At 59.9% G+C, this 24,873-nt stretch carries 29 protein-coding genes; 5 read left to right on the top strand and 24 right to left on the bottom strand.

From position 1 onward, the window contains the following. Positions 1 to 433 precede the first annotated feature (433 nt). The 6 genes from MHM37_RS08240 to MHM37_RS08210 form a co-directional block, all read right to left on the bottom strand. A complete protein-coding gene (locus MHM37_RS08240) occupies positions 434 to 1,420 on the bottom strand; it encodes a phage late control D family protein (protein ID WP_239296154.1) in 987 nt (328 codons plus the stop codon). Beyond that, on the bottom strand, positions 1,417 to 1,842 hold the full coding sequence (locus MHM37_RS08235) for a phage tail protein (RefSeq protein ID WP_239296155.1): 426 nt from the start codon (positions 1,840 to 1,842) through the stop codon (positions 1,417 to 1,419). The genes MHM37_RS08240 and MHM37_RS08235 overlap by 4 nt, the downstream gene beginning before the upstream one ends. 32 nt (positions 1,843 to 1,874) lie before the next feature. Then, positions 1,875 to 4,607, bottom strand: a complete 2,733-nt coding sequence (locus MHM37_RS08230; protein ID WP_239296156.1) for a phage tail tape measure protein — start codon at positions 4,605 to 4,607, stop codon at positions 1,875 to 1,877. Between the two features lie 153 nt (positions 4,608 to 4,760). After that, positions 4,761 to 5,069: a phage tail assembly protein gene (locus tag MHM37_RS08220; protein WP_239296157.1), complete on the bottom strand. Its 309-nt coding sequence runs from the start codon at positions 5,067 to 5,069 to the stop codon at positions 4,761 to 4,763. A gap of 54 nt (positions 5,070 to 5,123) precedes the next feature. Next, on the bottom strand, positions 5,124 to 5,636 hold the full coding sequence (locus MHM37_RS08215; protein ID WP_044627860.1) for a phage major tail tube protein: 513 nt from the start codon (positions 5,634 to 5,636) through the stop codon (positions 5,124 to 5,126). Positions 5,637 to 5,657: 21 nt separating this feature from the next. Further along, the gene (locus MHM37_RS08210) at positions 5,658 to 6,842 is read right to left on the bottom strand and encodes a phage tail sheath protein (RefSeq protein WP_239296158.1); all 1,185 of its coding nucleotides are present in this window, start codon (positions 6,840 to 6,842) and stop codon (positions 5,658 to 5,660) included. A gap of 161 nt (positions 6,843 to 7,003) precedes the next feature. On the opposite strand from MHM37_RS08210, the gene MHM37_RS08205 reads away from it, so the two are divergent. The 3 genes from MHM37_RS08205 (at position 7,004) to MHM37_RS08195 (ending at position 9,343) form a co-directional block, all read left to right on the top strand. Further along, entirely contained in the window at positions 7,004 to 7,600 is a 597-nt protein-coding gene (locus MHM37_RS08205; RefSeq protein WP_239296159.1) for a hypothetical protein, read from the top strand. A 144-nt stretch (positions 7,601 to 7,744) separates the two neighbouring features. After that, a complete protein-coding gene (locus tag MHM37_RS08200; protein ID WP_239296160.1) occupies positions 7,745 to 7,960 on the top strand; it encodes a hypothetical protein in 216 nt (71 codons plus the stop codon). 612 nt (positions 7,961 to 8,572) lie between these two features. Beyond that, positions 8,573 to 9,343, top strand: a complete 771-nt coding sequence (locus tag MHM37_RS08195) for a hypothetical protein (protein WP_239296162.1) — start codon at positions 8,573 to 8,575, stop codon at positions 9,341 to 9,343. A gap of 79 nt (positions 9,344 to 9,422) precedes the next feature. Here MHM37_RS08195 and MHM37_RS08190 read toward each other — a convergent pair whose 3' ends face one another. The 16 genes from MHM37_RS08190 to MHM37_RS08115 form a co-directional block, all read right to left on the bottom strand. Next, complete coding sequence (locus MHM37_RS08190; protein ID WP_239296164.1) at positions 9,423 to 10,085, bottom strand: DUF4376 domain-containing protein; 663 nt, start codon at positions 10,083 to 10,085, stop codon at positions 9,423 to 9,425. A gap of 1 nt (position 10,086) precedes the next feature. Continuing rightward, entirely contained in the window at positions 10,087 to 12,141 is a 2,055-nt protein-coding gene (locus MHM37_RS08185; protein WP_239296166.1) for a tail fiber protein, read from the bottom strand. 1 nt (position 12,142) lies between these two features. Further along, positions 12,143 to 12,679, bottom strand: coding sequence for a phage tail protein I (locus MHM37_RS08180; RefSeq protein ID WP_239296168.1), 537 nt, complete (start codon positions 12,677 to 12,679; stop codon positions 12,143 to 12,145). Beyond that, complete coding sequence (locus MHM37_RS08175) at positions 12,672 to 13,562, bottom strand: baseplate J/gp47 family protein (protein WP_239296170.1); 891 nt, start codon at positions 13,560 to 13,562, stop codon at positions 12,672 to 12,674. The genes MHM37_RS08180 and MHM37_RS08175 overlap by 8 nt, the downstream gene beginning before the upstream one ends. Further along, on the bottom strand, positions 13,559 to 13,900 hold the full coding sequence (locus MHM37_RS08170; protein ID WP_239296172.1) for a GPW/gp25 family protein: 342 nt from the start codon (positions 13,898 to 13,900) through the stop codon (positions 13,559 to 13,561). The genes MHM37_RS08175 and MHM37_RS08170 overlap by 4 nt, the downstream gene beginning before the upstream one ends. Continuing rightward, on the bottom strand, positions 13,900 to 14,451 hold the full coding sequence (locus MHM37_RS08165; protein WP_239296174.1) for a phage baseplate assembly protein V: 552 nt from the start codon (positions 14,449 to 14,451) through the stop codon (positions 13,900 to 13,902). Before MHM37_RS08165 ends, MHM37_RS08170 begins: the two co-directional genes overlap by 1 nt. Positions 14,452 to 14,527: 76 nt before the next feature. Beyond that, positions 14,528 to 14,986 carry a phage virion morphogenesis protein gene (locus MHM37_RS08160; protein ID WP_239296176.1) on the bottom strand — a complete coding sequence of 153 codons (459 nt, stop codon included), beginning with the start codon at positions 14,984 to 14,986 and terminating at the stop codon, positions 14,528 to 14,530. Then, positions 14,976 to 15,470 carry a phage tail protein gene (locus tag MHM37_RS08155; RefSeq protein WP_239296178.1) on the bottom strand — a complete coding sequence of 165 codons (495 nt, stop codon included), beginning with the start codon at positions 15,468 to 15,470 and terminating at the stop codon, positions 14,976 to 14,978. Before MHM37_RS08155 ends, MHM37_RS08160 begins: the two co-directional genes overlap by 11 nt. 107 nt (positions 15,471 to 15,577) lie before the next feature. Further along, entirely contained in the window at positions 15,578 to 16,000 is a 423-nt protein-coding gene (lysB, locus tag MHM37_RS08150) for an Rz-like lysis system protein LysB (protein WP_239296180.1), read from the bottom strand. Further along, positions 15,997 to 16,482: a lysozyme gene (locus tag MHM37_RS08145; protein WP_239296182.1), complete on the bottom strand. Its 486-nt coding sequence runs from the start codon at positions 16,480 to 16,482 to the stop codon at positions 15,997 to 15,999. Before MHM37_RS08145 ends, lysB begins: the two co-directional genes overlap by 4 nt. Next, positions 16,472 to 16,675 carry a hypothetical protein gene (locus tag MHM37_RS08140; RefSeq protein WP_239296184.1) on the bottom strand — a complete coding sequence of 68 codons (204 nt, stop codon included), beginning with the start codon at positions 16,673 to 16,675 and terminating at the stop codon, positions 16,472 to 16,474. Before MHM37_RS08140 ends, MHM37_RS08145 begins: the two co-directional genes overlap by 11 nt. Positions 16,676 to 16,698: 23 nt before the next feature. Then, positions 16,699 to 16,923 (bottom strand): tail protein X, encoded by a 225-nt coding sequence (locus MHM37_RS08135; protein WP_239296186.1) that lies wholly within the window; start codon positions 16,921 to 16,923, stop codon positions 16,699 to 16,701. After that, the gene (locus MHM37_RS08130; RefSeq protein WP_239296188.1) at positions 16,920 to 17,405 is read right to left on the bottom strand and encodes a head completion/stabilization protein; all 486 of its coding nucleotides are present in this window, start codon (positions 17,403 to 17,405) and stop codon (positions 16,920 to 16,922) included. Before MHM37_RS08130 ends, MHM37_RS08135 begins: the two co-directional genes overlap by 4 nt. Before the next feature lie 147 nt (positions 17,406 to 17,552). After that, positions 17,553 to 18,233, bottom strand: a complete 681-nt coding sequence (gpM, locus tag MHM37_RS08125) for a phage terminase small subunit (RefSeq protein WP_239296189.1) — start codon at positions 18,231 to 18,233, stop codon at positions 17,553 to 17,555. 9 nt (positions 18,234 to 18,242) lie between these two features. Then, positions 18,243 to 19,289 carry a phage major capsid protein, P2 family gene (locus MHM37_RS08120; RefSeq protein WP_239296190.1) on the bottom strand — a complete coding sequence of 349 codons (1,047 nt, stop codon included), beginning with the start codon at positions 19,287 to 19,289 and terminating at the stop codon, positions 18,243 to 18,245. Between the two features lie 9 nt (positions 19,290 to 19,298). Further along, positions 19,299 to 20,111 (bottom strand): GPO family capsid scaffolding protein, encoded by an 813-nt coding sequence (locus MHM37_RS08115; protein ID WP_239296191.1) that lies wholly within the window; start codon positions 20,109 to 20,111, stop codon positions 19,299 to 19,301. 146 nt (positions 20,112 to 20,257) lie between these two features. Between MHM37_RS08115 and MHM37_RS08110 the strand changes: the two genes are divergently transcribed. Then, complete coding sequence (locus MHM37_RS08110; protein ID WP_239296192.1) at positions 20,258 to 22,036, top strand: terminase family protein; 1,779 nt, start codon at positions 20,258 to 20,260, stop codon at positions 22,034 to 22,036. After that, entirely contained in the window at positions 22,033 to 23,103 is a 1,071-nt protein-coding gene (locus MHM37_RS08105) for a phage portal protein (protein WP_239296193.1), read from the top strand. Before MHM37_RS08110 ends, MHM37_RS08105 begins: the two co-directional genes overlap by 4 nt. A gap of 45 nt (positions 23,104 to 23,148) precedes the next feature. Here the strand turns inward: MHM37_RS08105 and MHM37_RS08100 are convergent, their stop codons facing one another. Together MHM37_RS08100 and MHM37_RS08095 are read right to left on the bottom strand one after the other, a co-directional pair. Continuing rightward, positions 23,149 to 23,910, bottom strand: coding sequence for an antA/AntB antirepressor family protein (locus tag MHM37_RS08100; RefSeq protein ID WP_239296194.1), 762 nt, complete (start codon positions 23,908 to 23,910; stop codon positions 23,149 to 23,151). Positions 23,911 to 23,935: 25 nt separating this feature from the next. Beyond that, a complete protein-coding gene (locus MHM37_RS08095; RefSeq protein ID WP_239296195.1) occupies positions 23,936 to 24,694 on the bottom strand; it encodes a BRO family protein in 759 nt (252 codons plus the stop codon). Positions 24,695 to 24,873 lie beyond the last annotated feature (179 nt).

Here is a 24,873-nt window from a genome sequence, read left to right as displayed (position 1 = left end):
CACTCGGAACTGGACACCGCGCCGGACGGTCTGGCTGAACCCGGACCGGGAAGACCCGCTGGTTCAACGCGATCAGCGATTAGAAGCCGCCTGATTCCAGGTTCCAACAAGCTTGACAGGCATCGCTCCGTCCATGCCTCTAGCTTGGCACGTTTACCCACCCGCTGGTTGACGGATTGCAGCATAGCGTTACGAAACTCAAAAACTGACATAAGCGCAGCTAACAGGATGGAGGTGGCGCGTTCTTCTTTTTTACTGTCAGCTAAGGTGGGTATCAGTCGTGCGTATTTTCCTTGCGATAGGTACTCAGGCTTCGTGTCGCTCATGTCGATCCCTTGATTGTTATAAAGTGGTATGTCAACAAAAGCGAAATTAGCCCTCAATGTCAATAAAAGAACCCAAGATGGTGGCGATCTGAAGGAGTGGAACTCCCTTACAGCATCGTTTCACACCGCACCAACGTCCCCAACCCCCCATCATTCAGCGAGTGCGTGACCTCGCTCACCAGCCAGGCAGTGGCGTCGATCTGAGGCTTGAAACCCGCGAGCGTGAGCGGGGTTTCGGGCAGCAGGTCGGCGCGTCCTAGTGCCAGCGTTAACTCGAATTCTGCTAGGCCGCGTTGGATGCGCTGCCATTCGGCGCGGGCGGCGGCCAGGGCGTCGTCTTCGGTGGCATAGGTGGGGCGTAGCTGTTTGGCGTTTTCTGCGGTGCCTGCCAGTACGGTGTGGCGCTCTGCGCCTCGCGTGTCGTTCCAGTAGGCTTTTACGCCGCTATAGGCGTCGCGGTCGGTCACGCTGTAGCGGTGCTGGTCGCCGTCGCGGCGGGTGAGGGTGATGGCGGGCATGGCGCGGCCGCTGGCCGTTAGCCCTTGGCCGGCCACGGTGAACAGCATGCGCCCGGCTTTGATGGCGGCAATGGCATCGTACCGTTCACCCAGGCGGGTGAGAAAATTCAGGTCGGATTCGTCGGTTTGGTCGATATGGCCAATGCGGATGCCGTTGAGGGTGGCGGCCACCACTGGCTCCAGGCTATTGCGGCCTGCAATGGTGGTGACGATCTCGCCCAGCGTGACATCGTGCCAGCCCTGGGTGCGCTTGCCGGGCAGTTGGCCGCGCATATCCGCCGAGCGGGCGCGGATGGTGAGCTGATCCGGCGTGCCGGTGTGCTGCACTTCATCCACCGTAAAGCGGCCCTTATCCACCAGCCCTTCCTCCTGCCAGCCAAACGCAACTTGCAGCTCTGCCCCGCGAGGGGGAATGGCGAGCTGGCCGTCGTGGTCGGCCAGGGTAATGTCCAGCTGGTCGGCTTCCAGCCCACGCTGCTCGCGTAGCGAGAGGCTGATCAGGCGGCCATTGATACGCGGGGTGATGTCGGTGCCATCCAGCGTGATGCGGTAGCTGGGCTTTGGGTATGCATTCATACGTAGCCCCCGGCTAGGCGCGCCACGGCAGGCAGGGCCAAGCGGCCGATCAGGTCGGTGCGCTCATCATCGACGTGCTCGAGCGTGAGGTTGAACTCGATTTTCTCGGCCGCGCCGTCGCGGAAAAAATGGGAGCTGGTTTCTTCCACCCGGGTGACCACCCATAAGCCGTACTGGCGGCCGGTGCCTTCGACCAGCGGCCAGGCGTTGCCCTGGTCGGCCATCTCGCGGATCTCATCCAGGCTAAAGCGACCGCCGGTGAAAGTGGGTAGCAGAGTGCCGCTGAGGGTGATGGTATCCGCCCCTGGGCCAGCAAACTGGTAAGCGGGCCGCTGCCCCACGCGGGATTGGCTGGGGTGCCGCCATTCGGTAATGCGCTTTAATTCCTGGTAAGGCACGCTACGGGTCTCAAATACAAACATGCCTAACGCCATTAACATGATCAGTTCTCCGGTTAGTCGAGGTCGCGCAGTGACGAACGCTGCCGCGCCTGGGCGTCGCGCTGGGCGTTGGTGAGGGCGCGCTGTACTTCCTGTGCCACGTACTGGGCGAGCTGCTGCTCGTTCATGCCGGGGGCAGGCGTGACGTTGATGTTGATATCGCCCATTGAGAAGCCGCTGGCCTGGGAGCTTTGCGCCGTAAGCGGCGGCCGGTTATCGAACTGAATCGGCGTTTGCTGCTCGATGTTAGGCATCGCCACGGCGGGCAGGGTGGCCGCCCCTAGAGCCAGCCCGGCTCCGGCGCGGCTCACGCGGCGGGCGATCTCCTGCACGCGCCTAGCGGGTTCGTCCCGCTGGGCGTCGAGTCCGCGGTTCAGGCCGTCCACCGTGTAGCCGCCTAGCTGGGTGAACACGCGGGAGGGGGAGCGAATTCTTAGTACATCCGCAAACCAACCGCGCACGTTGTCGGCAATGCCCATTACGCTGTCGCGCAGGTCGGCGAGTTTGCCGGTCAGCCCGCCGATCAGCCCTTCGATGATGTTGGTACCAAAGCCCGAAAAGATGCGGCTGGGGGAGTGGATGCCGAGGATCTCTTTGAACCAGTTGGCGATGCTGCTGGCGAGCTCGGTAATTACTTGGCGCACGGTGCCAAGGCCATTGCGCAGGCCTGCCAGCAGCCCATCAATCACCGCGCTGCCTAGCGTGGTGAAGCGGGCGGGAATCTCGACGCCCAATGCAGAAAGCGCGGTAGTGATGCCCCGGTACAGCAGCCCAAGCGGCGACCAGTTCATCAGCAGCTGCGCGACTGCCCCTAGCCCGTCACCGAACGCGGTTTTCACCTGCTGCCATAGGCCTTGGAAGAAGGCTTTGATGGGTTCCCAGTAGCGGTAGATGAGATACGCCGCAGCGGCGATGGCGGCCACGGCTGCGCCAATGGGGTTGGCGACGGCCAGCACGCCCACGGCGCGAATCACCCCGCCTAACCAGGTAAGTGCTTTACCCAGCATGAGCGCCTGCGGGCCGAGCATTGCCATGCCTAAGCGCACCATGGCGAAGGGGCCGAGGATGGAGGCGAGCATTAGCGTAAGCGCGCCACCTGCTGCCACCAGCACCGCCACCAGGGCGGCGGCTTTGGCGAGGGTGCCTGCCAGCTTGGGGTTTTCGTTGATCCAGCGGCCGATGCCGCGAGTGATGGCGGTGACGTTCTGAATCAAGCCGCGCAGCGCGCCGTTGTTGGTCTCGGTGATCGAGATACCCACTTCATCCCAAGCCGATTTGAGCGATTTGAGGTCGCCGCCGATGTTGTCGGCCATGGTTTTTGCCACCCGGGCGTTTTCGCCGGCGGCGCTGGAGAGGATATCGGCAAACGCTTCGATGCCTTCGCTGCCTTGCTGGGCGATCAGTTCCGCCATGCCGGCGCCGGGTTCTTCGCCGAAGATGTCTTTTAAGTAGGCGGCGCGGTCGGCGTTGCCCATCGCTTCGGTGGCTCTCGCTACGTCGGTGAGGATGCGGGGGATGTCGCGCAGGTTGCCTTCGGCGTCTTTGGCGTTCACGCCGAGGTCGGCCAGCGCTCCGGCGGCGGCCCCGGTGGGCGCGGCTAAGCGGGTGACCATGGCCCGCAGCGTGGTGCCTGCTTGGCTGCCTTGAATACCTACGTTGCCCAACAGCCCGGCCATGGCGGCGGATTGTTCCAGCGACATATTCATCGCCCGCGCTTGCGGGGCGACGTACTTCATCGACTCGCCCAGCATCTCTAAATCGACGTTGGCCCGGGTAGTGGTGGCGGTCAGCACATCGCCCACGCGGCCCATCTCGGCGGGGTCTAACCCAAAGCCGGAGAGGATGTTGGAGGAGATATCCGCCGTGCGGGCGAGATCCGTTTGGTTGGCCAGTGCCAGGTTGAGCATATCCGGCATGGCCGCTTGAATGGCGGCGGGGTCGAAACCGGCCATGGCCAGGTAGCCTTGGGCATCGGCGGATTGCCCGGCGCTAAAGGCGGTGGTGGCCCCTAGCTCCCGGGCTTGCTGGCGAAGCGCTGCCAGGCGTTCGTCGTTTCCTTCCAGGCGGGTGAGTGCCTGCACCCGCGACATAGACTCCCCGTATTCAACACCAGGGGCCAGCAGCCGTGCCCCGGCGTACAGCGCGGCACCGCCGCTGGCCACCATGCCTGCGCCGGTACCGGCCATGCTGCTGCGTAGGCTCATGGCGCGGTCGTAGCGGCTACGCGCCTGGGCGGCGTTGCGCTGCTGTTCGGCCAGCCGTTTGAGTCGCTGCCGCTGTTCTTCCACAGCGGTATTGGCCTGCTGGATGTCGCTGGAAAGCCGGCGTTGATCGCGGGAGAGGTGGGCGGTGCTGACGCCGTTTTCGTTTAGTGTGCTGCGCAGCCGTTGGAGCTGCTGGCGTTCTTCATCCACCCGCTGGCTAAGCCTGCGCGCTTGGGTAATGGCCTTTTGCCGTTCGGCGCGCAGGGCGGCGGTGTCGCCCTGGTGGGTGTGCATTTGCTGCGAGAGGCGGCGGATGCGCTCTTGCTGTTGCCGCAGGGCTGTGGCGGTTTCCGTGGATTGCCGGGTGAGGGTACGAAAGGAGCTGACGTTCTTCTGCGTGGCCTGCAGCTGCTTTAAGCGGTCGCGGTTTTCACGCATGGCCTGGGACGCGGCCTGGCTGGCACGGTCGATGGCCCGCAGCGGGCGGGTGGCCCTATCCACGGCGTTTAAAATGACCTGCAGCTTGAGGTTGTTACCGGCCACGCTGGCTCCTGGTGTCGGTGGTGGTGCTGCGTTTGCGCGCTCGTTCTCGCCAAGCCATGAGTTCGCGCAGGGTGAAGGCGGCGCAGTCTTGCGGGGTCCAGTGGAAGACGATGGCGAGGTCCGCCATCGCGTCTTCTACCTGGTTGGGGAGGTTTATTCGCTCTCGCCCTTGGCCCGCTTCGTCAGCAAAAAACCGGCGATTTCACCACCGCACTGCACGAGATCTGCCGGGTCCATTTGGCGCACCTCGGTGGCGGTGAGCGAGGGGTTGGAGAGGCGCGGGATCAGGGTGATCAGCGCGTCGGTTTGCATTTGCAGCACATCGGCCAGTGAGACACCGCGCAGCTCGCCGGAGGTAGGTTTGCGCAGGCGTAGCTCTGTGATTTCGGTATCGCCACGGGTGAGTGGGGTATCCAGGGTGATGGTCGCAGCGATGGCTTGAGTGGTGGCAGCTTTGGTCATGGGGTGTTCCTGGTGTTGGGTTAAGAGGAAAAGGAAGCGGGTTAAATGCCTGCGTTAAATGCCCAGGCGCTGGCGGCGGCCCGCGAGGCGGTCGACGCCGTTGACCTTGAACACGCCGTTCACCAGGTCGATCTCGATTTTCTCGGTGCCGTCGATGGTGAGCTTGTAGTAGCTGAGCGTGCTGGTGACCTGGTGCTCGGTGTTCTCGCCGGTTTGGGCGTCGCCCATATCGATCTCGGTGTGGCGGCCGCGCATGACCACCTCGACTGAGGAGGCGTCGTCGATGTCGTCGCGCTCGTAGCTGCCGGTCATGCGCAGCATGTCGGCATCGATGCGGGCGGTGCCGAAGTTGTCGAACAGGCTTTCTACCAGCCCGCCGACCGTCCACTGCACGGTGAGCAGGCCGTCTTGGCCCATATCGATACCCACCGCGCCATCCATGCCGCCGCCGCGCCACTCTTCGATCTTGCGGGTGAGGGTGGGCAAGGTGATCGACTGGACGATGCCCTGCCAGCTTTCACCATTGCTGAACAGGTTGAGGTCTTTGAGCTTCTTGGGGAGTGCCATGGGGGTCTCTCGCTAATCCGTTCAGGCGGTGGCCGCGACGCGCTCGGCGAAGTCGGCTAGGTAGGAATCGGTGATGCGTTGCTGAAAACCGAGGTCTTCCAGCGGCGGTACCGGCGTGTAGTCGTAGTCGATACGCAGCTTGCCGCCCTTGAGGGAGGTTTGGGTGTTGAGCTCTTCGTTCAGCCAGGCGCTACCATCGACAATCAGCCCCAGGGTTTTCAGCTCGCGGAACTTGGCGTTCAGGCCTTCGATGATGTCTCGCGCTAATGAGGCGTGCATGGGCAAGTCCACCGCCCAGAGGTGCGCTTCGGCCACGGTGTCGGCGAGGATCTGGGCGGTGCGAGTGTAGTTCTCAAAGGGAAAGAGGCTTTCTGGCCCGGCGCAGGTGCGCGAACCCCAGAAGCGGTAGCCGTTCTGGTTCACTAGCGTGGTGACATCGGCGGCGTTGAGCAGCCCGGCATCGGTGTTGGGGCTTTGCAGATCCCAGAACACGTCTTTGCTGATACCGGTGACGCCGTTCACCGCCACGTTACTCAGGGTTTTGTGCCAGCCCACGGTTTGGTCGAGCTTGGCGCGAAGGCCCAGGGCGATGGCCACGGGGCTGATATCCAGCGTTTGCGCGTCGTCGGTATCGAACGCCTGCCACTGGGGCCAGAGCACCATCAGCTCGCGAGCACCGAACTCATCGCGGTAGGCGATGACATCGCTGGTGGTCTCGCAGCCGTGGGCGTACACGTAGCCAAAAGCGCGCAGCTGCTGCAGCACCGACACCATCGCGGTGGCCACCGGCTGGGTATCCAGGTAAGGCACACCAATAATGCGCGGCGTGACGCCCAGCTTCTGCTTGGCAGTCAGCAGCGCCTGCAGCCCGGTGCGTTGGCCTAGCTCGGTGGTGGTGCCAATCACGTTGGCGGTGGTTTCATCGGCGTCGATGCCTTCCTCTACCCGCACCACGACGATGATGGGCTTGGCCTGCTGGCCAATGGCAGTGAGGGTGTCCTTTAGCGTGCCTTGGGTGCCCGCTTTGCCGATGGCGGTGTCCACATTGGTGACCAACGCGGGCTGGTTGAGGGGGAAGGTGGTGTCGTCCGCATCTGGCGCGGTGCAAACCACGCCAATGACGGCGGTGGAGACGGTGCGGATAGTACGCGTACCGTCGTTGACTTCCGCAACGCGCACGCCGTGGTGGTATTGATCAAGTGCCATGGTGGCTCCTGCGCAGGTTCACTGTTCGAGTAATGAAAAGGGTGAATTCACGCAGGTATCGTGCGGGGGCTGGGGGGGAGGGTGGTAGCGGTGCTGGGTGTAAGTGGGATGGTTTACACTAAAATTCAAAGGTGCTGTTGTACAAGATCGGGGGCGTCATTATGGATGGTGTAGTAGTAAGCGCTATAGAATGGGCAATAAAGAGAGGTTATGAAAAATACACATTAGGCCGTCTTTATCGTGTGCTTGAGCGTGTCGCAGAAGAAGGAATAAAAGAAGAAGATTTGACGAAAAATGAAGAGAAATTCGCCACTTTTGTACGTATGGTGCGCGCACTTGAACAATGTTCAAGTAATGAGGTAACCGACTATATAGCTAAAGCAATGATAGGTATTGTGAAAAGTGAAGATGATGTAAAAAGTCCAGATTATGCACAAATGGCGATCTCTGCTTTAAATGGAGTTGTAGAGGTTGAAATTAAAATTTTGGTCGAGATGCATAACAGTAATCTTTATATTGACGAAAATGGTAAGTTGCCTAGTCCAGAAAAAAGAAAAAGATATGTTGAGAATACTTGTAAAAAACTATCGCTGAGCGAAGCTCGTTTAGGAGCTTTGGTTAATGGAATGCTTAGGACTGGACTGGTTACTCCTCCGGGTAGTAACTATGGAGGTGCCTACGCGCAGAACACCAATGTGCTATCGCCATTGGCGAGAGACTTGTTTGATTATATATATTATAAAAATAAACTTTATTAGTTTTTTGGGTAGTAATTTCTATTTTTATTAAGTAATCATTCTTTATGAAAATTAGAGTGTAAGTGTCTTTATCAAAGATGCAAAAAATGATATCTTAAACCTGATTTTATGATACAATAAGGTTTTATTGCGAGGTTTTTTAATATGTCAGTTCCGCAAAAGCTTGAAATTCACGAGAACGCAAAAACCATTATTGTTGATAGCGTTACTTTTTGTTTTGATTTTCAAAAAGGCAGGATAGCACCTGGGCATCCAAGTGGTCCGGTATTAGAAATTGCTTGTGCAAAAATCGTAGTGACGGATGAGCAAGCTGATGAACTTGCGAATGCAGGGGTTCCAGATCACAGAAACAAAGATTAGATGATTTTGAGCCCGCTATTTAGCGGGCTCTTCACAATCAAGTAGCGCTATTAGTAAGCAAACAGCTAGGGGGCCATCACACTGCACACCCACGTAAGCGCCAAACCGTAACAGGCCACCTGCATGACCCAGCCCCACGTCCAGCCGCAGCTGTGGGCCACGCGGTACTCGTTTTGGGCGACCTCATGGCCCAAGAACAAGAAGATAGCGACCGCGATGGCACTTGCGGCCCAAACGTTTCCCCAAAGGGACTATAGGGCGAGCAGATCAGCGCGGCGTTGATGGCGTGCTCACTGTAGGAGTGGTTTACAGGGCATTCTCCGGCGGGCGGTACTTATGAAGCTGCTAGATAGCCTGGTTTGCGGCCCCCTCTGCAGCCACGATGCACCGCCGCTTTGCCGCCGAGCCGTAGCTGGCAGATCTCGCGCAATGCGGTTTCCCACGCCTCGGCGGTGGCGGTTTCGGCGCCTATCTCAAACATGGCCATGTGGCCGCAATGTCACCTATGGTTCTATGACGCTATTCAAATAATACTTTTATGACTACAGTGCTTTGAAATAGGGCTATATTTTTATGGAGGGTTATTGAAAAAATAATAAAGGGGTTTCGATAATGAATGAGAATCAGCTTAATGATGAGGTTTTTCGTAAGTGTAATAATGAGATAGATCATTTTATTAAGGTTAGCGAGAGAAGGCTGGACGACGTTGTTTATCAAAAAGAAAAGTCGCTTCGTGATCAATTGAGTAAGCTAGAAGAAAGAGCTGAGAAGGAGTTGGAGAAAGCAAAAAGAATGATACTTCTAATGACGTCTGCTATGGTAGTGCTGATTATTTCTGGCCTTATTTTGTTTGTTAACTATGAAGCGAAGGCTGTTTATGATTCGATAGGCGATCTGAAAGCGCAAATGGAAATGGCTGAAACAGAAGTAGAGGAAGCTAGGAACAATCTCAGCCTTCAAGTTGATGAGTTGAAGTCGGTTTCTGAAGAGCTATCCATGAATGTTAATGCCGCTATAGATGAAAATAGAAGCGTAGTTGCGGCGATTCAGACAACGCAAACACAGTTTGAAAGACGCCTTAGCGAAGTGACGGAAGAAGCAACGGCGAGCTTGAACCAGCAGTTGGCTAATATACAAAGAGAATCAGAAAGGCTCACTGAGCAGCTTGATGTAGCAATGCAGCAAAATGAAAGCGCAATAGCAAATTTAGAAAACACTCAGTACCGGTTCGAAAATAGACTCAACGAGGTAGCTGAAGCAGAGGTCCAGTTTCAAAGGCTGTCTTCTGGTTTAGAAGATATTTTAGATTCTCAAGGTGTAAAGGTTTGGCGTATCTTGTATGAGAATCAGGATCAAGAGAGGTATCAGGAACAAAACGAATAACGTTGTCGCGATATGCGGTAACGATATTTTTCGATCACTTTCCTAACGTCAAGGTGATAAGCTACATGGCAGCTTAGAGCTACCATGTTAGCTTTTCAATGGCCTCACGATTCCCCGCCTTAGAGGACGTATTTAGTATATCCTTTAATTCCCAGCTTTTCTGATAAATCGTTTCGATATGTCTCAATGCAGCTAGCGTTAGTGTTTCGATCTCGGCGGCGGTGAGCTCGCGGTTGACGTTGTCGCCGCCACGAAAGGTGAGCGTTGCCTCAGGTTGGTCGGCTGCGATTAAACGCTGCGCTTTTGCTGAGAGGCCGAGCAGATTGATTTGATCCTGCGGACGGGTTTGCACCACGTCGATCTGGCCATCGAAGTTGTATTCCAAGCCCTTAGCAAAAGCGGCATCGCGGGCTTTGTCTAGCTCGCGGCGCTTTTGCGCTGCCAGCGTCTCAAGGGGAACCGGCGGCGGTTCAATTAGCGAGGGATACCCGTTCTCATCCGTGGTTATGATTAGCCCGTTCGCTTGCCCCGCGAGTAGTCTTTCGCGCTCATGCTCTTCAATCGGCACGGCGTCTTCGGGGAGTGTCGACTTTGGATTCTTCACTTCGATGGTCGGCGGTGTGGTGTCGTCACCGCTCATGTCTGGTTGCCAATCGGGATCAGCGATATGCAGGGTGCGCGGGCCGTCGATATGGTCGCTGTGAAAACCGTTGGTGGTCGCGCTCCAGTAGATCGTTGTCATGTTAGTGGCCTATTGCGATAAACATAATTCGACGAGAACCGCTGTAGTCCTCGTTGACGGCTTCGGTGCGTAGCGTGACCTGTGAACGCGTGTGCTCGATGACCCTGGCAAACACATCGTCATCTCCGGTGAAGGAGTTGAGCGTACTAGCGACGACTTGAAGACAGCGGTTGGGAAAGGTGACGTTAAAATTTACAGCGGCATTCGAGTCGATACCCATTAGACCCGTTTGCCCCCATTGGATGATCAATCCCCCAGGCAGGCGGGCACTGCCGGAAGGGCCGAGATTCGAGGCAAAGGCGCTATCAAGATTGCCCTGGTGATAGACCCTATCGCCGTCGAGGTCTAATTCAGGGTGTCGCGTTTCACCGCCGGTTTTCAGCATGACGATGACGCCATCACGGACGTAGAAGCGCAGCCCGTGATCGGAGCCGAACGGTTCATCGTAGTCGTTCAAGTAGGTGTATTTGTTGAGTCGTAGATCCGAGGCCCTGTCGGCGTTGGTTCGCAACACCGAGTTGTCCACGCTGAGATTGAGATCGCCACTGAGATTGCCACCGCCCGCTAGCCCACTGCCGGTATTAATTCTGCGTGTTGCTCCTATGGCATCCATCACTTGGCCTGGCGTAGACGGCCGCATGAAGTCGGTGCCGTCGTCGCTGGCCGAGGTGTAGATGACCTGGACGTTGCTGTTTTTGGGGATATAAGTGGAGCGAAAAAGCCGCGCCCACACATCACCCGATGTGTTGCGTTGCATGATGGTAGAGGGATCGGGGTTTGCCGTGACCTCTACGTTGGGGATTCGTGACAGCCCCACGTCGTCTTTGGTCGTGCCTCTCGCGCGTAACGACGCCGTGCCGGTTAGCCCCGAGCCATCGCCTGCGAACCTACCTTGTGCATGTACATCACCGTAAAAGTAGTGCTTGCCCGTGGTGCTTTGGTAATGGGTGTAGCCGGTGTTGCGATTGCCGATATCGACCGAGCCGTTGCCCGCATTACCGATTCTGAGGCCGGTGGTGACCCCTTCCAGCGTGGTAGCCCCTGGCAGTTGAAGCGCGCCTTTGAAGGTGACGTCGTAGCCACGGTAGTGCAGCTCCATAGCGTTGTATTCAGGTATGCCAGTATCGGGGTCAACCGTGCCCATGCCGATGTGACCTTTGCCATCCCCCGTGTAGGTGAGGTGCATGGCAGCACCTCCCTTATAGCCTGATTCCCCAATCGATACCCCGGCACCCTGGTCGGACCCTATGCCGCCGCTGGTGGTGCTGTTGAGCGTGAGCCAGGGGTTGCTTTTGCTGAGGGTGAGATCCCCGCTCATGCTGTCGCCGCTGCGTTGCACGTAGCGGTCGTCGTGGTCGCCGCTTTGGCGGTGGTCGTTCATCGCCTTGGCTTGCAGCACGGTCGCGGTGCTGCTGGAGGTGCGGCTGGCGGTGGTGCCCATGGTGGCGGAGGCACCCAGGCCTAAATTGCTGCGCGCCTGGCTTGGGCTGGGAAGATCGCTCAGGTTCTGGCTTTTGGCCAGGCGGGTTTCAGCGTTGTCGTTGGCGGCCTTCACGGCACGAGGGGTGGCCGCCTGATGCTGCGCGCTGCTGTCGGTGGCGTTGTTCAGGGTGACCACGCCGGGGGTTGTAATACTAGCAGGCGGGTTGCTAAAGCTGATATCGCCGATGGTGAGCGAGGCGCTGGGCAGGTCGGCCAGGATGATATCGATGGTGAGCAGCAGCGTGGTGGGCCCCGACTTTTCGATGATGGGGGCGGGCTGGCTATACACAGCGAACAGCGTGCCGTACTCGCTGATCAGGCCAATGCTATGCACGCTGTAGGCATCCGGGCCTTCATCTTTGGCGGTCACGCTGATGGTGTCGTCGGCTACGACTTCGCCGGCGATGCTGCTGACCCGCTTAATCTCTTCGGGGAGTGAGGTGAGGGTTTTGCTGGGCGTGAAGACGCTGCCGGAAAACGCGACATGGGTAATGGTCACCGGGCCGGTGCCCGTGTGGTCGGCGTTGATGAGCTCGGCCCGCCCGGCATTCGTAACGGTGATGTTCAGTGCCATGTTATTCCTCGACTTGAAGGCGACGGTAGAGCGTGGGGCGGGCGGCGGCATACAGGCCGATACTGCCTTCGGCGGCAATGCCCGCGACCAGATTGAAGTGGCTGCGCACCGGTTTTACCCGCATGACTTCTTCAACGATGTCTTCCTGTAGCTCGGCGGCGTTGTTATCGGCGCGCACGGTCAGCACGAGCTCGAAGGTGTGGGGCTGGCCTTTGGGTTCGGTTTGCCACCATTCGCGGATGGCGACACCCGCACCAAACGACTCCACGACACGACGAACGGATTGCACGCTTCCCCGGCGGCGGTGAATTTCTACTGCCTGGCGTATGCGCTGGCGTTTGATGGCTTCAGACCAGTAGGGCTTCCAGGCGGCGACGCCGAGCGACCACGCGAGCCATGGCAACAGCGGTGCGGGGCAGGTATCTGGGTTCCATAGCTCGCGCAGCGGCGTGCGTATGTCCGTTATCCGCACGGTGCTTTCCGCCGTGCTGCGCTCTAGTGGGGTGGCGTTAGGGGGTAGCAGGCTTTGGTCACTCATCGATGCCTCCATCGGTGAGTTGGAGCTGAGTGCAGTACGCCGCTTGTTGCCGGTTGACGGTGATACTGGCGGTGGGGCTGGCCATCTCTACCCGCTGCACACCAGGGCGATGCAGCGCGGCGTATAGCCCAGAGAGCGTGATGTCTTTACCCAGCCGGTGCTGTTCGTTGGCGTAGCGCTGGGCCATTTGCTGTGCTTCGGCCAGTACGACCTGGCTGTCGGGGCCGGGGTAGAAAAACAGCGTGGCCTGAATGGTATAGGGGAGAATTTCGGCGCTTTGTACCGTCACAAAGTCGGTCAGCGGTCGTACTTCCTCGGCGCTGACGGCTTGGTCGACGGTGGTAAGCAATGCTTGGTTGGCGGTGCCGTTACCCTCCCTTGAGAGAACCGTGACCACCACTTCGCCCGGCTGCGGGCTGGTTGCGCTGGCATCTAGCACTTGCCCGGAAGCGGAGAGGGCGTGGTAGATGTACGCGCCTTCCGGCCCAGCAGTGGAAAGCCCTTGAAGGGAGAGCAGAATACGGCGGCGAAAATCCGGGTCTTCCTCATACGTGGGCGGTACTGGGGGAATAGCGTCAGGATCGCCAGGGTGGGTCTGCAAGCGCTTGACGTTGAACAGCGCGCCCAGGTTGTCGAGATCTTTCCTAGCGGCATAGGCTAGCATCACCGCTCGGGCAGCTTCGTTGACGCGTTGACGAACGAGCAGCTCGCGGTAGGCGGCTACCTCCAGAATTTTATAGACGGGGTCAGATTCGGCCGGTACATCAAACGCGGGGTAGCGCTGCTGCAGGTCGGCCATGAGTTCGGCCAGTATGACTTCGTAGTCGATGGCTTCGACGACGGTAGGAACTGGTAGCTGCGAAAGGTCGATAGCGACGCTCATGGGGCGGGCACCTCTACGCTAATACGCTCGCCGTTATCCACGCGCTGAGCGGTGATGATCAGATCGAACCGGCCAGGGCGTTGGGTGGAGACCTGCCGAGTGACTTGCTGCACGCGAATGCGCGGTTCCCACTTCATTAGCGCTACCACCGTGGCGGCGTAGGCGCGCAGGGCGGTGGGGCCATTCAAGGGCTGGTCGATCAGTTCCGGCAGCAGCGAGCCGTACTCCCGGCGCATCACCCGGGAGCCGATGGGCGTGGTGAGAATGTCCTCCACCGATTGCTGGATATGGGCCAGCGAATCCAACTGGCGGCCGGTGTGTGCGTTCATGCCTGCCATTACACTGGCCCCTGGGTGTTGGCGGGGCCGGGCTGGATGCCGCTATGGGCGTGGTCGTGCCCCACGTTTTTGCCGTTGTGAGTCAGGCCGCCGCCTTGCTGCTGGTAGCCGCCGTGGCGGTTGAGCTCGCCGGTGTGCTGGATGTTGCCTTGCCAGGTGGTGCCGCCGGGGGCGCTGATTTCGATGGCACCGGGCAGGCGAATGCGCAGCACGCTGTTGGCGTGGTCGTACTCGAACAGCCCTTCATCGGGGAAGAGCCTGCGCCACAGCGTGGCGACTTCCGCCGGAGCGGGGTGCGCGTTTGAGCACAGTCCGCACAGCACCACACCGGCGGCGGGGTCGCCGCCGGGTGAAAAGAGGATGACTTGCTCGCCTTGCGTGGGCGGGTCCCAGTCCCGCGTGGTGCCTGCGCGGCTTTCCAGCCAGGGCAGCCAGTCGGTTAAAAGCTCGCCGGTTTTGACGCGCACGCGGGCAGCGCGGTGGTCCACCTCGGCGATGGTGCCGAGGCGGATCAGGTTGTGCAGCAGGCGGAGGAGTTCGGGAATGTTCATAGCCGCTATCCTGCGGCGGCGTTTGGCGTAGGCGAAGTGGCGGCGGGTGTGAATGGGGCGGTTTACACTGAGCCGCTTAGCCGGGGCTGAGATGCTTCAGCACGGAATCCATAATGTGCTCTTGATCCAGCGCGGTGAAACCGAGCAGCTCCCGCTGGGCGTACTCCACGCGGGGGCCGTCGCGGGTGACGCGGTCTTTGAGGCCGCGCTGGTGGGTGACGGCGATGCGGGCGACGCTGCCGAAGAAGCCCACCACGGCGGTGTCGCCTTGGGCGGTGGCCTTGAGCCATTTGGCGGTGGAGAGTTTGCTGAACATGGCGCGGCGCTTGATGCTGCCTTGCTGGGCGCGCAGGCGCTGTTCCTTACGCGGGGCGTAGGGTGTGCCATCCGGGTTGGTTTGGGCGCGGATGCGTTCGCGCTGACGGCGGCGAAGATCCCGCGCCACGTTGCGGGCCAGGGCGCGGCGCTGTTGGTCGTCCAGCTTGGCGAGCAGCGGGCCGACCCACTCCTCTAGTGCTTCCATATTATCCGCCATGGGGGCCGTCCCATTCGGCTACCAGGGTGTACTCCTCCTGGGCCGCGCTATCGCGGATCAGTAACTGCCAGCGGGTATCCTGGCAGCCATTGCTCTCAAACCGTGGCAGGGCGCGGTCGACCTTAATGTGCCCGGTCGCGCATTCCACCTTGGCGAGCACCCGTTCGCTAAGCGTTACCCGCAGGGCGACATCCACCGATTGATGACTGAGGATCTCGGCTTCGAAGCGGATGGCCTCGGCGGGGTCGGCGTCGGGCTGGTACTCGGCCAGCCACTGCAGCAGCGGCACGATGATGGTGTCTAGGTTCGCGCTGAAGTCGGTGAGCACGAGCTGGGCGGTGAACTGGTATTCGTGGGTGAGGTTGGGGCCACGGCGAAAGGCGATGCTGCCTTCTTCCACGAAGGTGAGCAGCCGTTCGGGGTCTTTCGCCAGGGTGGGTACCGCGTTAATCAGGTGAGCGCGTAGCAGGTGAAGTTTCTGCATGGTTGGCCTCTTGGCAGGCGATGATGGCATCGACCTCGGCGGCGCACTGTGCCCAGGCGGCTTCGGTGCGTTCTAGCTGCAGGTCGAGTTCGCCGTTGGTTTCGGGATTACTCGCGGGGAGCGTGCAGGGGCTGGGGGTCGCGCACTGATTGATAATAAGCGTCGGCACCGGTGACGGCGGGGCGGCGGCGCATCCGGATAACAGCATCAGGCAGGCGAGAACCAGCCCAAGCGCGAAGTTCTGCATTTTCACGGTGTAGCTCCTCAATGGTGGCCAGGCGGTTGGCCGCTGTGCGGGTGAGTGTGGCCTGCTGCTGAGCGAGGGCGCGGCGCTGGCTTTCTAGGCGCATGGCGTTCTCCCAGAGCGCATCGATGACCACTTTGCTTTCTGCTTCCCGCTGCTGTGAGTGGGCGAGCTGCTGTTCGGCAAGATCCGCACGGGCTTCGGCGGCGTGGGTGCGTTGCCACAGCGCCCAGGTGACCAGCAACACGAGCACCAGGATGGCAAGAGCGGCGAGTAGGCGGGTCATGGCGTGGTCTCCTGTGCTAAGCCTGCCAAGCAGATCTCTTTCTCAGTGGCGCGGCGGCTAACCAGCCCGTTGAGCCGTTTTCCCCCGGCGTAGACCCAGCGGCTGAGCTCGTGGCAGGCACCGCGTAGGTCGCCTTGGTTGAGCTTGCGCAGCAGGGTGGAGCGGGCGAAGTTGCCGGCCCCGACGTTGTAAACGAACGAGGCCAGCGCGGCGCGGGTAGGTTCCGGTAGCTCGACCTGGGCGCGGCGATCCACCACCGCGAAGGCCTCGCCGAGATCCTGCTGCAGCAGGGCGGTGCATTCTGCCTGGCTGAGCGTTTGCCCCAGGCGAGCGGTTTCCGTGTGGCCATAGCAGATGGTCGGGATGCCCACGGGGTCGCGGTAGGCGCTGGGCTTGTAGCCTTCGTAGTAGGAGACGACGGCGGTGGCGATGCTGATGGCCCCGGCGGCCAGGCTGACGCCGAGCTTGGTTTTAAGACCCACGGCGGTTCTCCCAATAGTCACGTAAGCGGGTGAGGTAGCGCGGTACCAGCAGCCCGATTTGTAGCGCCAGGTAGAGCAGCGTTAGCACCGTGACCCAATCGGCGGGTGTCATACCGCCCACGTGTAGCAGCGAGACGATGGCCGGGGGCGCGGCTTTGGCGCTTTCGGTGGTGATTTCAAAGTGATGGCTCATTCGGGCCTCGGCGGTTTAGAACGTTAATCCCACAGGTTCACCGTGGGGGCGCGTTGGGTGGCCTGGGGAATGGCAGGCAGGTTGACCGGCGTGCCGTGGGGCAGGAGCGGCCCCTGTTCTGCTAGCCCGGGGTTAGCGGCTAACACCTGCTCGGTGACGCCTCGGGTGGTGCCGTAGACGCGGTAGCAAATAGCATCCAGGGTGTCGTGCTGCTGGGCGCGCACGGTGGTGGATGGAGAGCGGTTCATATCAGCTCGACCGTGCTGTGTGGCCGCCCTTCGATCTCGCTGATCGCCCAGGCGGCGTCGCGGCGGTAGCCATCGGCAGGGGCTTGGAGCTGTTCGCCGCGCTCCCGAGCGCTGTTCGTGGCGTCATAATCGGCGTAGTGCTCCAGCAGGCTGGCGTGGGCGGTGGAGTACACGGCGCGCAGGTAGAGCACGTTGAACACTTCCGGCGATTGCCACACGGGAATGGGCAGCGAGGCCATGGTGGGGTAGCCCGCTTCGACCTTGGCCTGCTGCCAGTGGCGCAGCACGCGGTTGACCGTGATCATGGCGGCCTTCAGGGCGCTTTCAATGCGCGGCTGGGTGATGGTGCTGTCTAGCCGGTGGGTGGCGCGAAAATCGCTGGGCTGGATGTCTGGCCAGAAGCCGTTGTTTTCGAGCAGGCTGTCCAGCGGCTGCTCGGTGGTGTTGCTTTTAGGTGTGCCAGCCGAGATAAAGCTGCTCATCGTGCCTCCTGGTAGCGGGTAAACGTGTTTCGCGCGGGGTCGGGCGCGATGAATCAAAAAGGGGGTGGGCGGCGTTCGAGCGTGGGCGTTAAAACACCTGGCTCTTACGTCGCGCCCCCTGACGTCGGCGGTCGACTCGGTTGGCCGCTAGCCCGTGGGCGCAGCGGCAGCGTTCTGTTTGCGTTCACGTTCCAGGCGTTCGAGGTCTTTCTTCACGCCAATGCGGTCGTTGAGCGCGAGGGCGCGTTCCAGGTGGTGCTGGGCGTCGTCTCGCTGGCCGGTGGCTCGGCAGGCGTAGCCCAGCGCTTTGTGCAGCTTGGCGCGGATCTGATCGTGCATATCCGCATCCCGGGTGAGGGCTTCCACATCCACTAGGTGGATAAGCAGGGCGGTGGTGTCTGCGCCTTCTTCATCCAGCTGCTTCAGCGCCTGATCGGCGACTTCTTCGGCGATGATGGCGGCGGTGCCGCGCTCGAATTGATCCGGCGGGGTGAGGCCGTGTTTAGTGGCGTACTTGGCGATGGCAATGGCCCCAGCGAGGTCGCCGGCATCGATGCGCCAGAGCATCACGCGCATCAGCACGTCGTCTTGCGCGCCCTGGCCCGCTTCCAGCACGCCGGTGATGTATTCGGCGTACTTGGGCAGGATCTCGCGCTTGATCTCGGCTTTGCGCTCCATGGATTGGGTGGATTTGAGCAGGCGATAGTCTTCAAACAGCGCGGCTTGCATCAGCTCATACGCTTCGCCTTGCATGGGGGCTTCTCCCGCGTCAGCGGCGGCGAGGGCGGCGCTGACGCGTTCAAAGTGGCGGCGGGCTGGGCTGGTCATCGTGTCTCCTTAACCGTTGATGGCTTTTTCAGAGAGTTCGATGTTTTCCACCAGGCAGCCCGCGCCGAAGTCTTCCACCACGTAGGCGTCGTTGGAGGATTCGTAGTTCTCGATGCGGTTACGCTTGGGGTTCTCGGTGACGAAGCGGCGGCGGGCGCCGTTCTGCCAGTAGACCGAGAGGTTATCCAGGGTGGTGACCATCAGCGCGTTATCGGGGAAGAAGGGCACATCCATGCCTTGCAGCCCACCGATGCGCTTCTGGCTGATGACCAGATCGGCGGCGAGCTGCTCGCTGGGCGGTAGCTGGTTGAGCAGCGGGAAGTACTTATCTGACATCAGGTTGCGGCCGAGGATGACTACCAGCCCCGGTAGGCGGCGGAACCAAGGGGCGATGAGGCTGTGCACCACGTCGTAGACCAGCGCATCGAGCGTGGCGTAGTCGCCAACGATACCGGGTTCATTGGCGTTAGCCGTGGGGTCGATCAGTACCTTTCCGTTGGTTTTGCCGCCCGCCATGACGCGTGCCGGTGACTGGGTGCGGTAGTGCTGCAGCCAGCCGATGTTGACGTCTTGAAGGTACGGGTTGGCGACCGGGTCGGTTTGCGCGGCGGCGGAGGTACCGTTGAAGCCGATCATCATGCGGTCCAGCGCCTGCTGGCGAACGATGACATCGCGCACCATGGCCTGGAAGTTGGGGAACTTGGCCCAGGCATCCAGCTTGGCGTAGCCCAGGTGGGTGTCGAATTCGGTCATTCGGCACTCGTAGCCTTGGGCATCCAGCGTGGTGAGGTCGCGGGTTTTGCGATCCTGGTTGGCGACGTTGGTGCGGGCGGCGATGGGGCCGGTAACGCCGAGGGCGAGCTTTTCGCCTTTCAGCTCATCGACGCCGACCATGTTGATGCGCGAGAGGAAGTCGCTGGATTCCTGAATGCGCTTTTCCAGCCGCTGCTGAATGCTGGGATCGACGGCGAATTTCTGGGTAGCGTCTGGGACGCCGTTGAGCTTCGCCACTTGGGCGGCGAAGTTGTTGAAGTGCTTGCGGGTATCGTTGCGCATGGGCGTCTCTTAGCAGTCGGTTTCGATGTCGGTGTCGCCGCCGGTGGCGGGCGTGCGGGCCGGGCGATTGGGGGTGCTGTCGAGCTGGGTGTAGAGCGCGTCGAACTCTTTTTTCAGGGTCTCGTGGGCGCTTTTGAGCTCGTGGAAGGCGGCTTGCGTGGGGCGCTTTTTCAGGGCGTCGCTGAGTGCCTGGTGTTTTTCCACGAACAGGCCAAGGGTCTCTTCCAGCTCGCTGCGGAAGGCCTCAAAACCGGCGGCGCTTTTGGCATCCTGCTTTTTGAACAGCGCTTTGACCCGCTCGGCAAGCGAAGGGCCTTGTTCTTGAGGTTCATCACTAAACGAGAGGTCGGTTTCCAGCGCTGCGGAGAAGAGGTTCTCCGGGCGCTGTTTGCGGGCGGCCAGCGGGGAGTTTTTGCCCTCAGAGGCGCTGAACTTGAGCATGGAGGTGCCGAGCGAGGCGGGAGAATCTGTGACCGCCAGCCCGACGAGGTAGGCTTCGCCGGTGTCGGCAAAGTCGAGGTCGATTTCCATGGAGGTGTAGACCTTCTGACGTTTTTCGACGAGCGCCTTGAGTTCGTCGGTGGGGTCGATCTCGGCGTACAGGCCGAGCTTGCCGTCGTCGTCTGCCTCGGTTTTGAGCGCGGTCACGTCGCCGTAGGCTTTGAAGGGGCCATCCGGCAGCAGGCCTTTGATGTGTTCCATATTGACCCGGCAGCCGTACTTGGCGGGGTCGAAGTTGGCGGCCATTTGGGTGAGCCATTCGGCGCTGATGGTGCGGCCATCGGTGGTTGCGCCTTCTTTTGCGATACGGTGCCAGGGCATGGTCGGGCCTCGGTGAGTGGGTGGGCGTTTGGCTGCGGTCAGGTTCCCCGCAGTGGGGCCTTGGCTCAATGAGGGCTGGGTGTAAGTGGTGTGACTTACATCGGGCGGGGCAATCGTGGCTGTGCCTGCGCGGGTACGCTGGCGGCATGACAGCCCAAGCCCTGATTGACGACGACCAGCACCGCCTTTCTGCCCGCCATCTCTATTGGATGGGGTGGCGGATTGCGCGCATTGCTGAGTTCCTGGATTTGCCACGGGCCACCGTGGATTCGTGGAAGAAACGCGACGCCTGGGACGAGGCTACGCCGACCCAGCGGGTAGAAGGGGCGCTGGAAGCGCGCCTGGTGCAACTGATTTGGAAGGAGCAGAAAGAGGGCAAGGATTTTAAGGAGATCGACCTGCTGGGCCGCCAGATTGAGCGGCTAGCCCGGGTGCATAAGTACCAGTGCAGCGGGAAGGAAGCTGACCTGAACCCCAACATCGAGCGCCGCAACGAGGGGCCGAAGAAAAAGCCCGCCCGTAACGATGTGGGCGATGAAGGGGTAATTCAGATTGTCGAGGCGTTCGAGGCCTCGCTGTTCGATTACCAGCGGGGCTGGTACCGGGCGGGGCAGCATGAGCGCATTCGTAACCTGCTGAAGTCTAGGCAGATCGGCGCGACGTGGTACTTCGCCCGTGAGGCGATTGCCGATGCCATGGAGACCGGTAAGAACAAGATCTTCATGAGCGCGAGTAAGGCCCAGGCGCATATCTTCCGCCACTACATTGTGCAGTTCGTGAAGGAAGTGACCGGGGTGGAGCTCAAGGGCGACCCGATCATTCTCGCCAACGGCGCGGAGCTGCATTTTCTCGGTACCAACGCCAAGACGGCGCAGGGCTACCACGGCGATACCTACCTGGACGAATACTTCTGGATTCATGGCTTCGAGACGTTCCGCAAGGTGACGTCGGGCATGGCCATGCACAAGAAGTGGAAACAGACTTACTTCAGCACGCCTTCCTCGGTGGCCCATGAGGCGTACCCGTTCTGGACTGGCGACCGGTTCAACAAACGTCAGAAGAAAGCCGACCGGGTGAAGATCGATGTGAGCCACGCGGCGCTGAAGGACGGAGCGCGTGGGCCGGATGGCCAGTGGCGGCAGATCGTGACCATCGAGGATGCGATTGCCGGGGGCTGTGATCTGTTCGACATCGACCAGCTGCGCCTGGAGTACAGCGACGACGAGTTTGCGAACCTGCTGATGTGCGAGTTCGTGGACGATACGCAAAGCGCCTTCCCGCTGGCGATGATGCAGCGCTGCATGGTAGATAGCTGGGATGCCTGGCGGGATCTGAAACCCTTCGCGCCACGGCCGTATGGCGAGCATCCGGTATGGATTGGTTACGACCCGGCGGGGGATGGTGAAGATGGCGATGGGGCAGGGTTGGTGGTGGTAGCGCCGCCGAAAACCGCTGACAGTAAGCACCGCATTCTTGAACGCCATCGCCTCAAAGGGCGCGACTATGAAGCCCAGTCGGAATTTATCCGCAGTGTGACCCGCCGCTATAACGTCACTTTTATCGGCATTGATACCTCGGGCCTCGGGGAAGCCGTGGCCCAGCTGGTGGCGAAGTTCTTCCCCACCGTGACCCGCTACCGCTATACCCCGGAAATGAAGTCGCGCCTGGTGATGCAGGCGCAGCAGATCATCAATAAGGGGCGGCTTGAATTTGATGCTGGCTGGGTGGATCTCGCCCAGTCGTTTATGGCGATTCGCCGGGAGTTGACTGCCTCCGGACGCCAGATGACCTACACCGCAGGGCGCAATAACCAGACCGGCCACGCTGATCTGGCGTGGGCGACCATGCACGCCTTACACAATGAGCCTCTTGATGGCCCCGCCGACCATGGCACGGGCCGTTCCCTAATGGAGATGTACGGATGAGCGACGCGGCAGCAAAGCCACGGGTGCGCGTGCCCGCTTACGTAACAGACACCGACACCACGGCCGCGCCTGCTAAAGCGGAGGCGTTTAGCTTTGGTGAGCCGACGCCGGTGATCGATGGGTATGATTTTTTCTATACCGGCTGCTGGATGCTGGGCAACGAGTGGTACGAGCCGCCGGTGGATTTCCCCGCGCTGGCTCAAACCTATCGTTCAACAGCGCACCACGGCTCGGCGATTCAGGTGAAGCGCAATATTCTGGTGCGCTCGTTCATTCCCCACCCGCTGTTAAGCCGCCAGGCATTTAGCGCGCTGGCCACCGACTATCTGGTGTTTGGCAACTGCTACCTGGAGCGGATCTTCGGCCGCTTGGGGAGGTTGCTGGCATTGAAGCCCGCGCGGGCGAAGTACGTTCGCCGCGGGGCGGATCTCAAACGTTACTTCTGGGTGCCCAACTGGTCGGAGCGCAGCGAGTTCGACGAGGGCAGCATCATCCACTTGTTGGAACCGGACATTAATCAGGAGGTGTACGGCGTGCCGGATTACCTGGGCGCGCTGCAGTCGATCTTCCTGAACGAGAACGCCACGCTGTTTCGGCGCAAGTACTACTTGAACGGCTCCCACGCGGGGTTCGTGATGTACGTCTCCGACCCTGCCCATGATATGTCCGACATCGATGCGATGCGTACCGCGCTGAAGGAGTCGAAGGGCGTGGGTAACTTCCGCAACCTGTTCCTATACAGCCCGAACGGCAAGAAAGACGGCATCCAGATCATCCCGATCTCTGAGGTGGCCGCAAAGGACGACTTCGCGGCGATCAAAAACATCACCCGCGACGACCAGCTCGCCGGCCACCGCATCCCCCCGCAGCTGATGGGCATTATCCCCAACAACACTGGTGGCTTCGGCGACGTGGAGAAAGCCGCCAAGGTGTTTGTCACCAACGAGCTGGAGCCGGTGCAGGCGGTGTTCAGTGAGATCAACGACGTGCTGGGGGAGGAGGTGATTCGGTTTCGGGAGTATTCGTTGGCTTCTGCTAGCGAGCCACCCGCTGCCCCGATTCATTAACCACACATCCAACCAAAAACGCCGCCCAATGGGGCGGCGCTTTCGTTAGGTGGAAGCAATCTGTGGCGGTGCCGGTGGGAGGTGTGTGGCGTTCCACACCTCTAATGGTTCAGTGGGCAGGCCAATCGCATCATTCACCTGCCGCAGAGCGCAGTGCAGGTTGAACCGCTCCCGTGGGTCTTCGTTCCTGGCAAGCTCCCGCGCTAGGGTGCGGCTTTGTTCCTGCAAAATGAGCAGGTAGCGGAACTTCGGCGTGTCCTTGATGCGCTTCCGCACCTGTTCCAGTGGCTGCACCTCAGTCGCCTGCTGCTTTAACAGCGCCACGGCTTGGCGTTCACGATGGATAAAGTAGCGCCGCACCTTGCGGCCCATGGCATTGTTTTCGATCATCGCCAGTTCTTTGGCCATTCCAATCGTCAGGTGGTAGTCGATAGATCGGCGGTCACCACCGCGCCCAGATTTTTGATTCCCCAAATCGGGGGAATCAAAAGTGGCGGCTGTTTGATTACTCAAATTTGAGGAATCAAACTCCTCATCCTGACTTTCTCCCAAATTTGGGGAAAAGTCGCTTTTTTCATAAGTGTTTGATTCCAGGGCTCGCCAATTTTGGTGAGTAGCTTTATGACCTTTGCCAGCCATCATCTCAACAGTGATGTAGTCCTCGCCCTCTATAAATCCATACTGCGCAATTCGATTGCGAAACCAAGTCGAGAAGTCGCGCCCCACTTCCAAAAACTCATGTAGGTCACGGGCGTTGCACAGCAGCGCTTCCTCCGATTGAAACACCGGAATCATCATATCGTTCATGGGTTTCTCCTTTGCTAACAATCGATTAGTGGACTTGCTGCTGTAGGCGCTCAAGATAGCGGCCCGCAATCGCGGCACCGTCTACCATGTGGCTGTACATCGCTTTGCCTGCCGGGGAACCTAGCTGGCTAAGCGCCTCGTAAAGATGGTACTGGCGGTCAAGCTGCCGCAACGCCTGCATATGGTGGCACAGGGCATACAGGTTGGTGCAGTCGCTGCTGTCCAGCGGGCTGGCGGTGGGTATGGCGGGAAGTGGGGCACAGGCGGCAATAAAGTTGCAGGCGTTGTTTAACTCATCGGCTGGGATCAGTTCGGCCCTGGGCACGTTGAAGCGTGTGTGTACCAATCCCCATAGCTGGGAACGCGCTTGGCGCTGTTGAGCGCTAGGCAAACGTTTGAGCTTTTTGCCAATCAATTCATGCAGGATATGCAGGCCATCGGTACCGATAGTGGTCGAAGAAATATCGTAGTAGCCATACTTGCGGATAGCGGGCAGCACCTCGGCGGTCACCCACTTCTTGAACCGGCGTGCTTCGGTTTTACGGCTGCGTAGTATCAGGGAATACAGACCAGACTCATTGATTAGTATGGGTTTTCTACCCGAACCCGAATACTGTTCGTGTTTACGTTTCTCGTCGTCGTCCAACCCGATCAGCGCTTTGTTGGTGTCACGCAGATCCAACGCAGCGCATACATCCATGGCAAAAAACCACGGCTGTTCGTCAATCAACAGCGTGCGGACTTCTTGGGTATCGAATTGGAAAGGAATGATGTGAGCAGCCATGTGATGGCCTCCTTGATAGTTTTAGTATGAACAGCTTCCAGGTAGTAACTGGAAGCCGGGTCTCAACTAGAGCCTATCAAGAAGCTCCGGGCCTATTCCCGCGATGCGGTATTGTATTACGCCTCTCGACCCGGCCATAAACCTGTGTATGGCAGGAAGCGCCGTCTTTCAGGCACAAA

It is taken from the genome of Halomonas sp. MMH1-48, from assembly GCF_022348105.1.
GTDB classification, from domain to species: Bacteria; Pseudomonadota; Gammaproteobacteria; order Pseudomonadales; family Halomonadaceae; genus Vreelandella; species Vreelandella piezotolerans.
The sequence above is the reverse complement of the archived record's forward strand: the minus strand, read 5'-3'. Positions and strand labels throughout refer to the sequence as shown.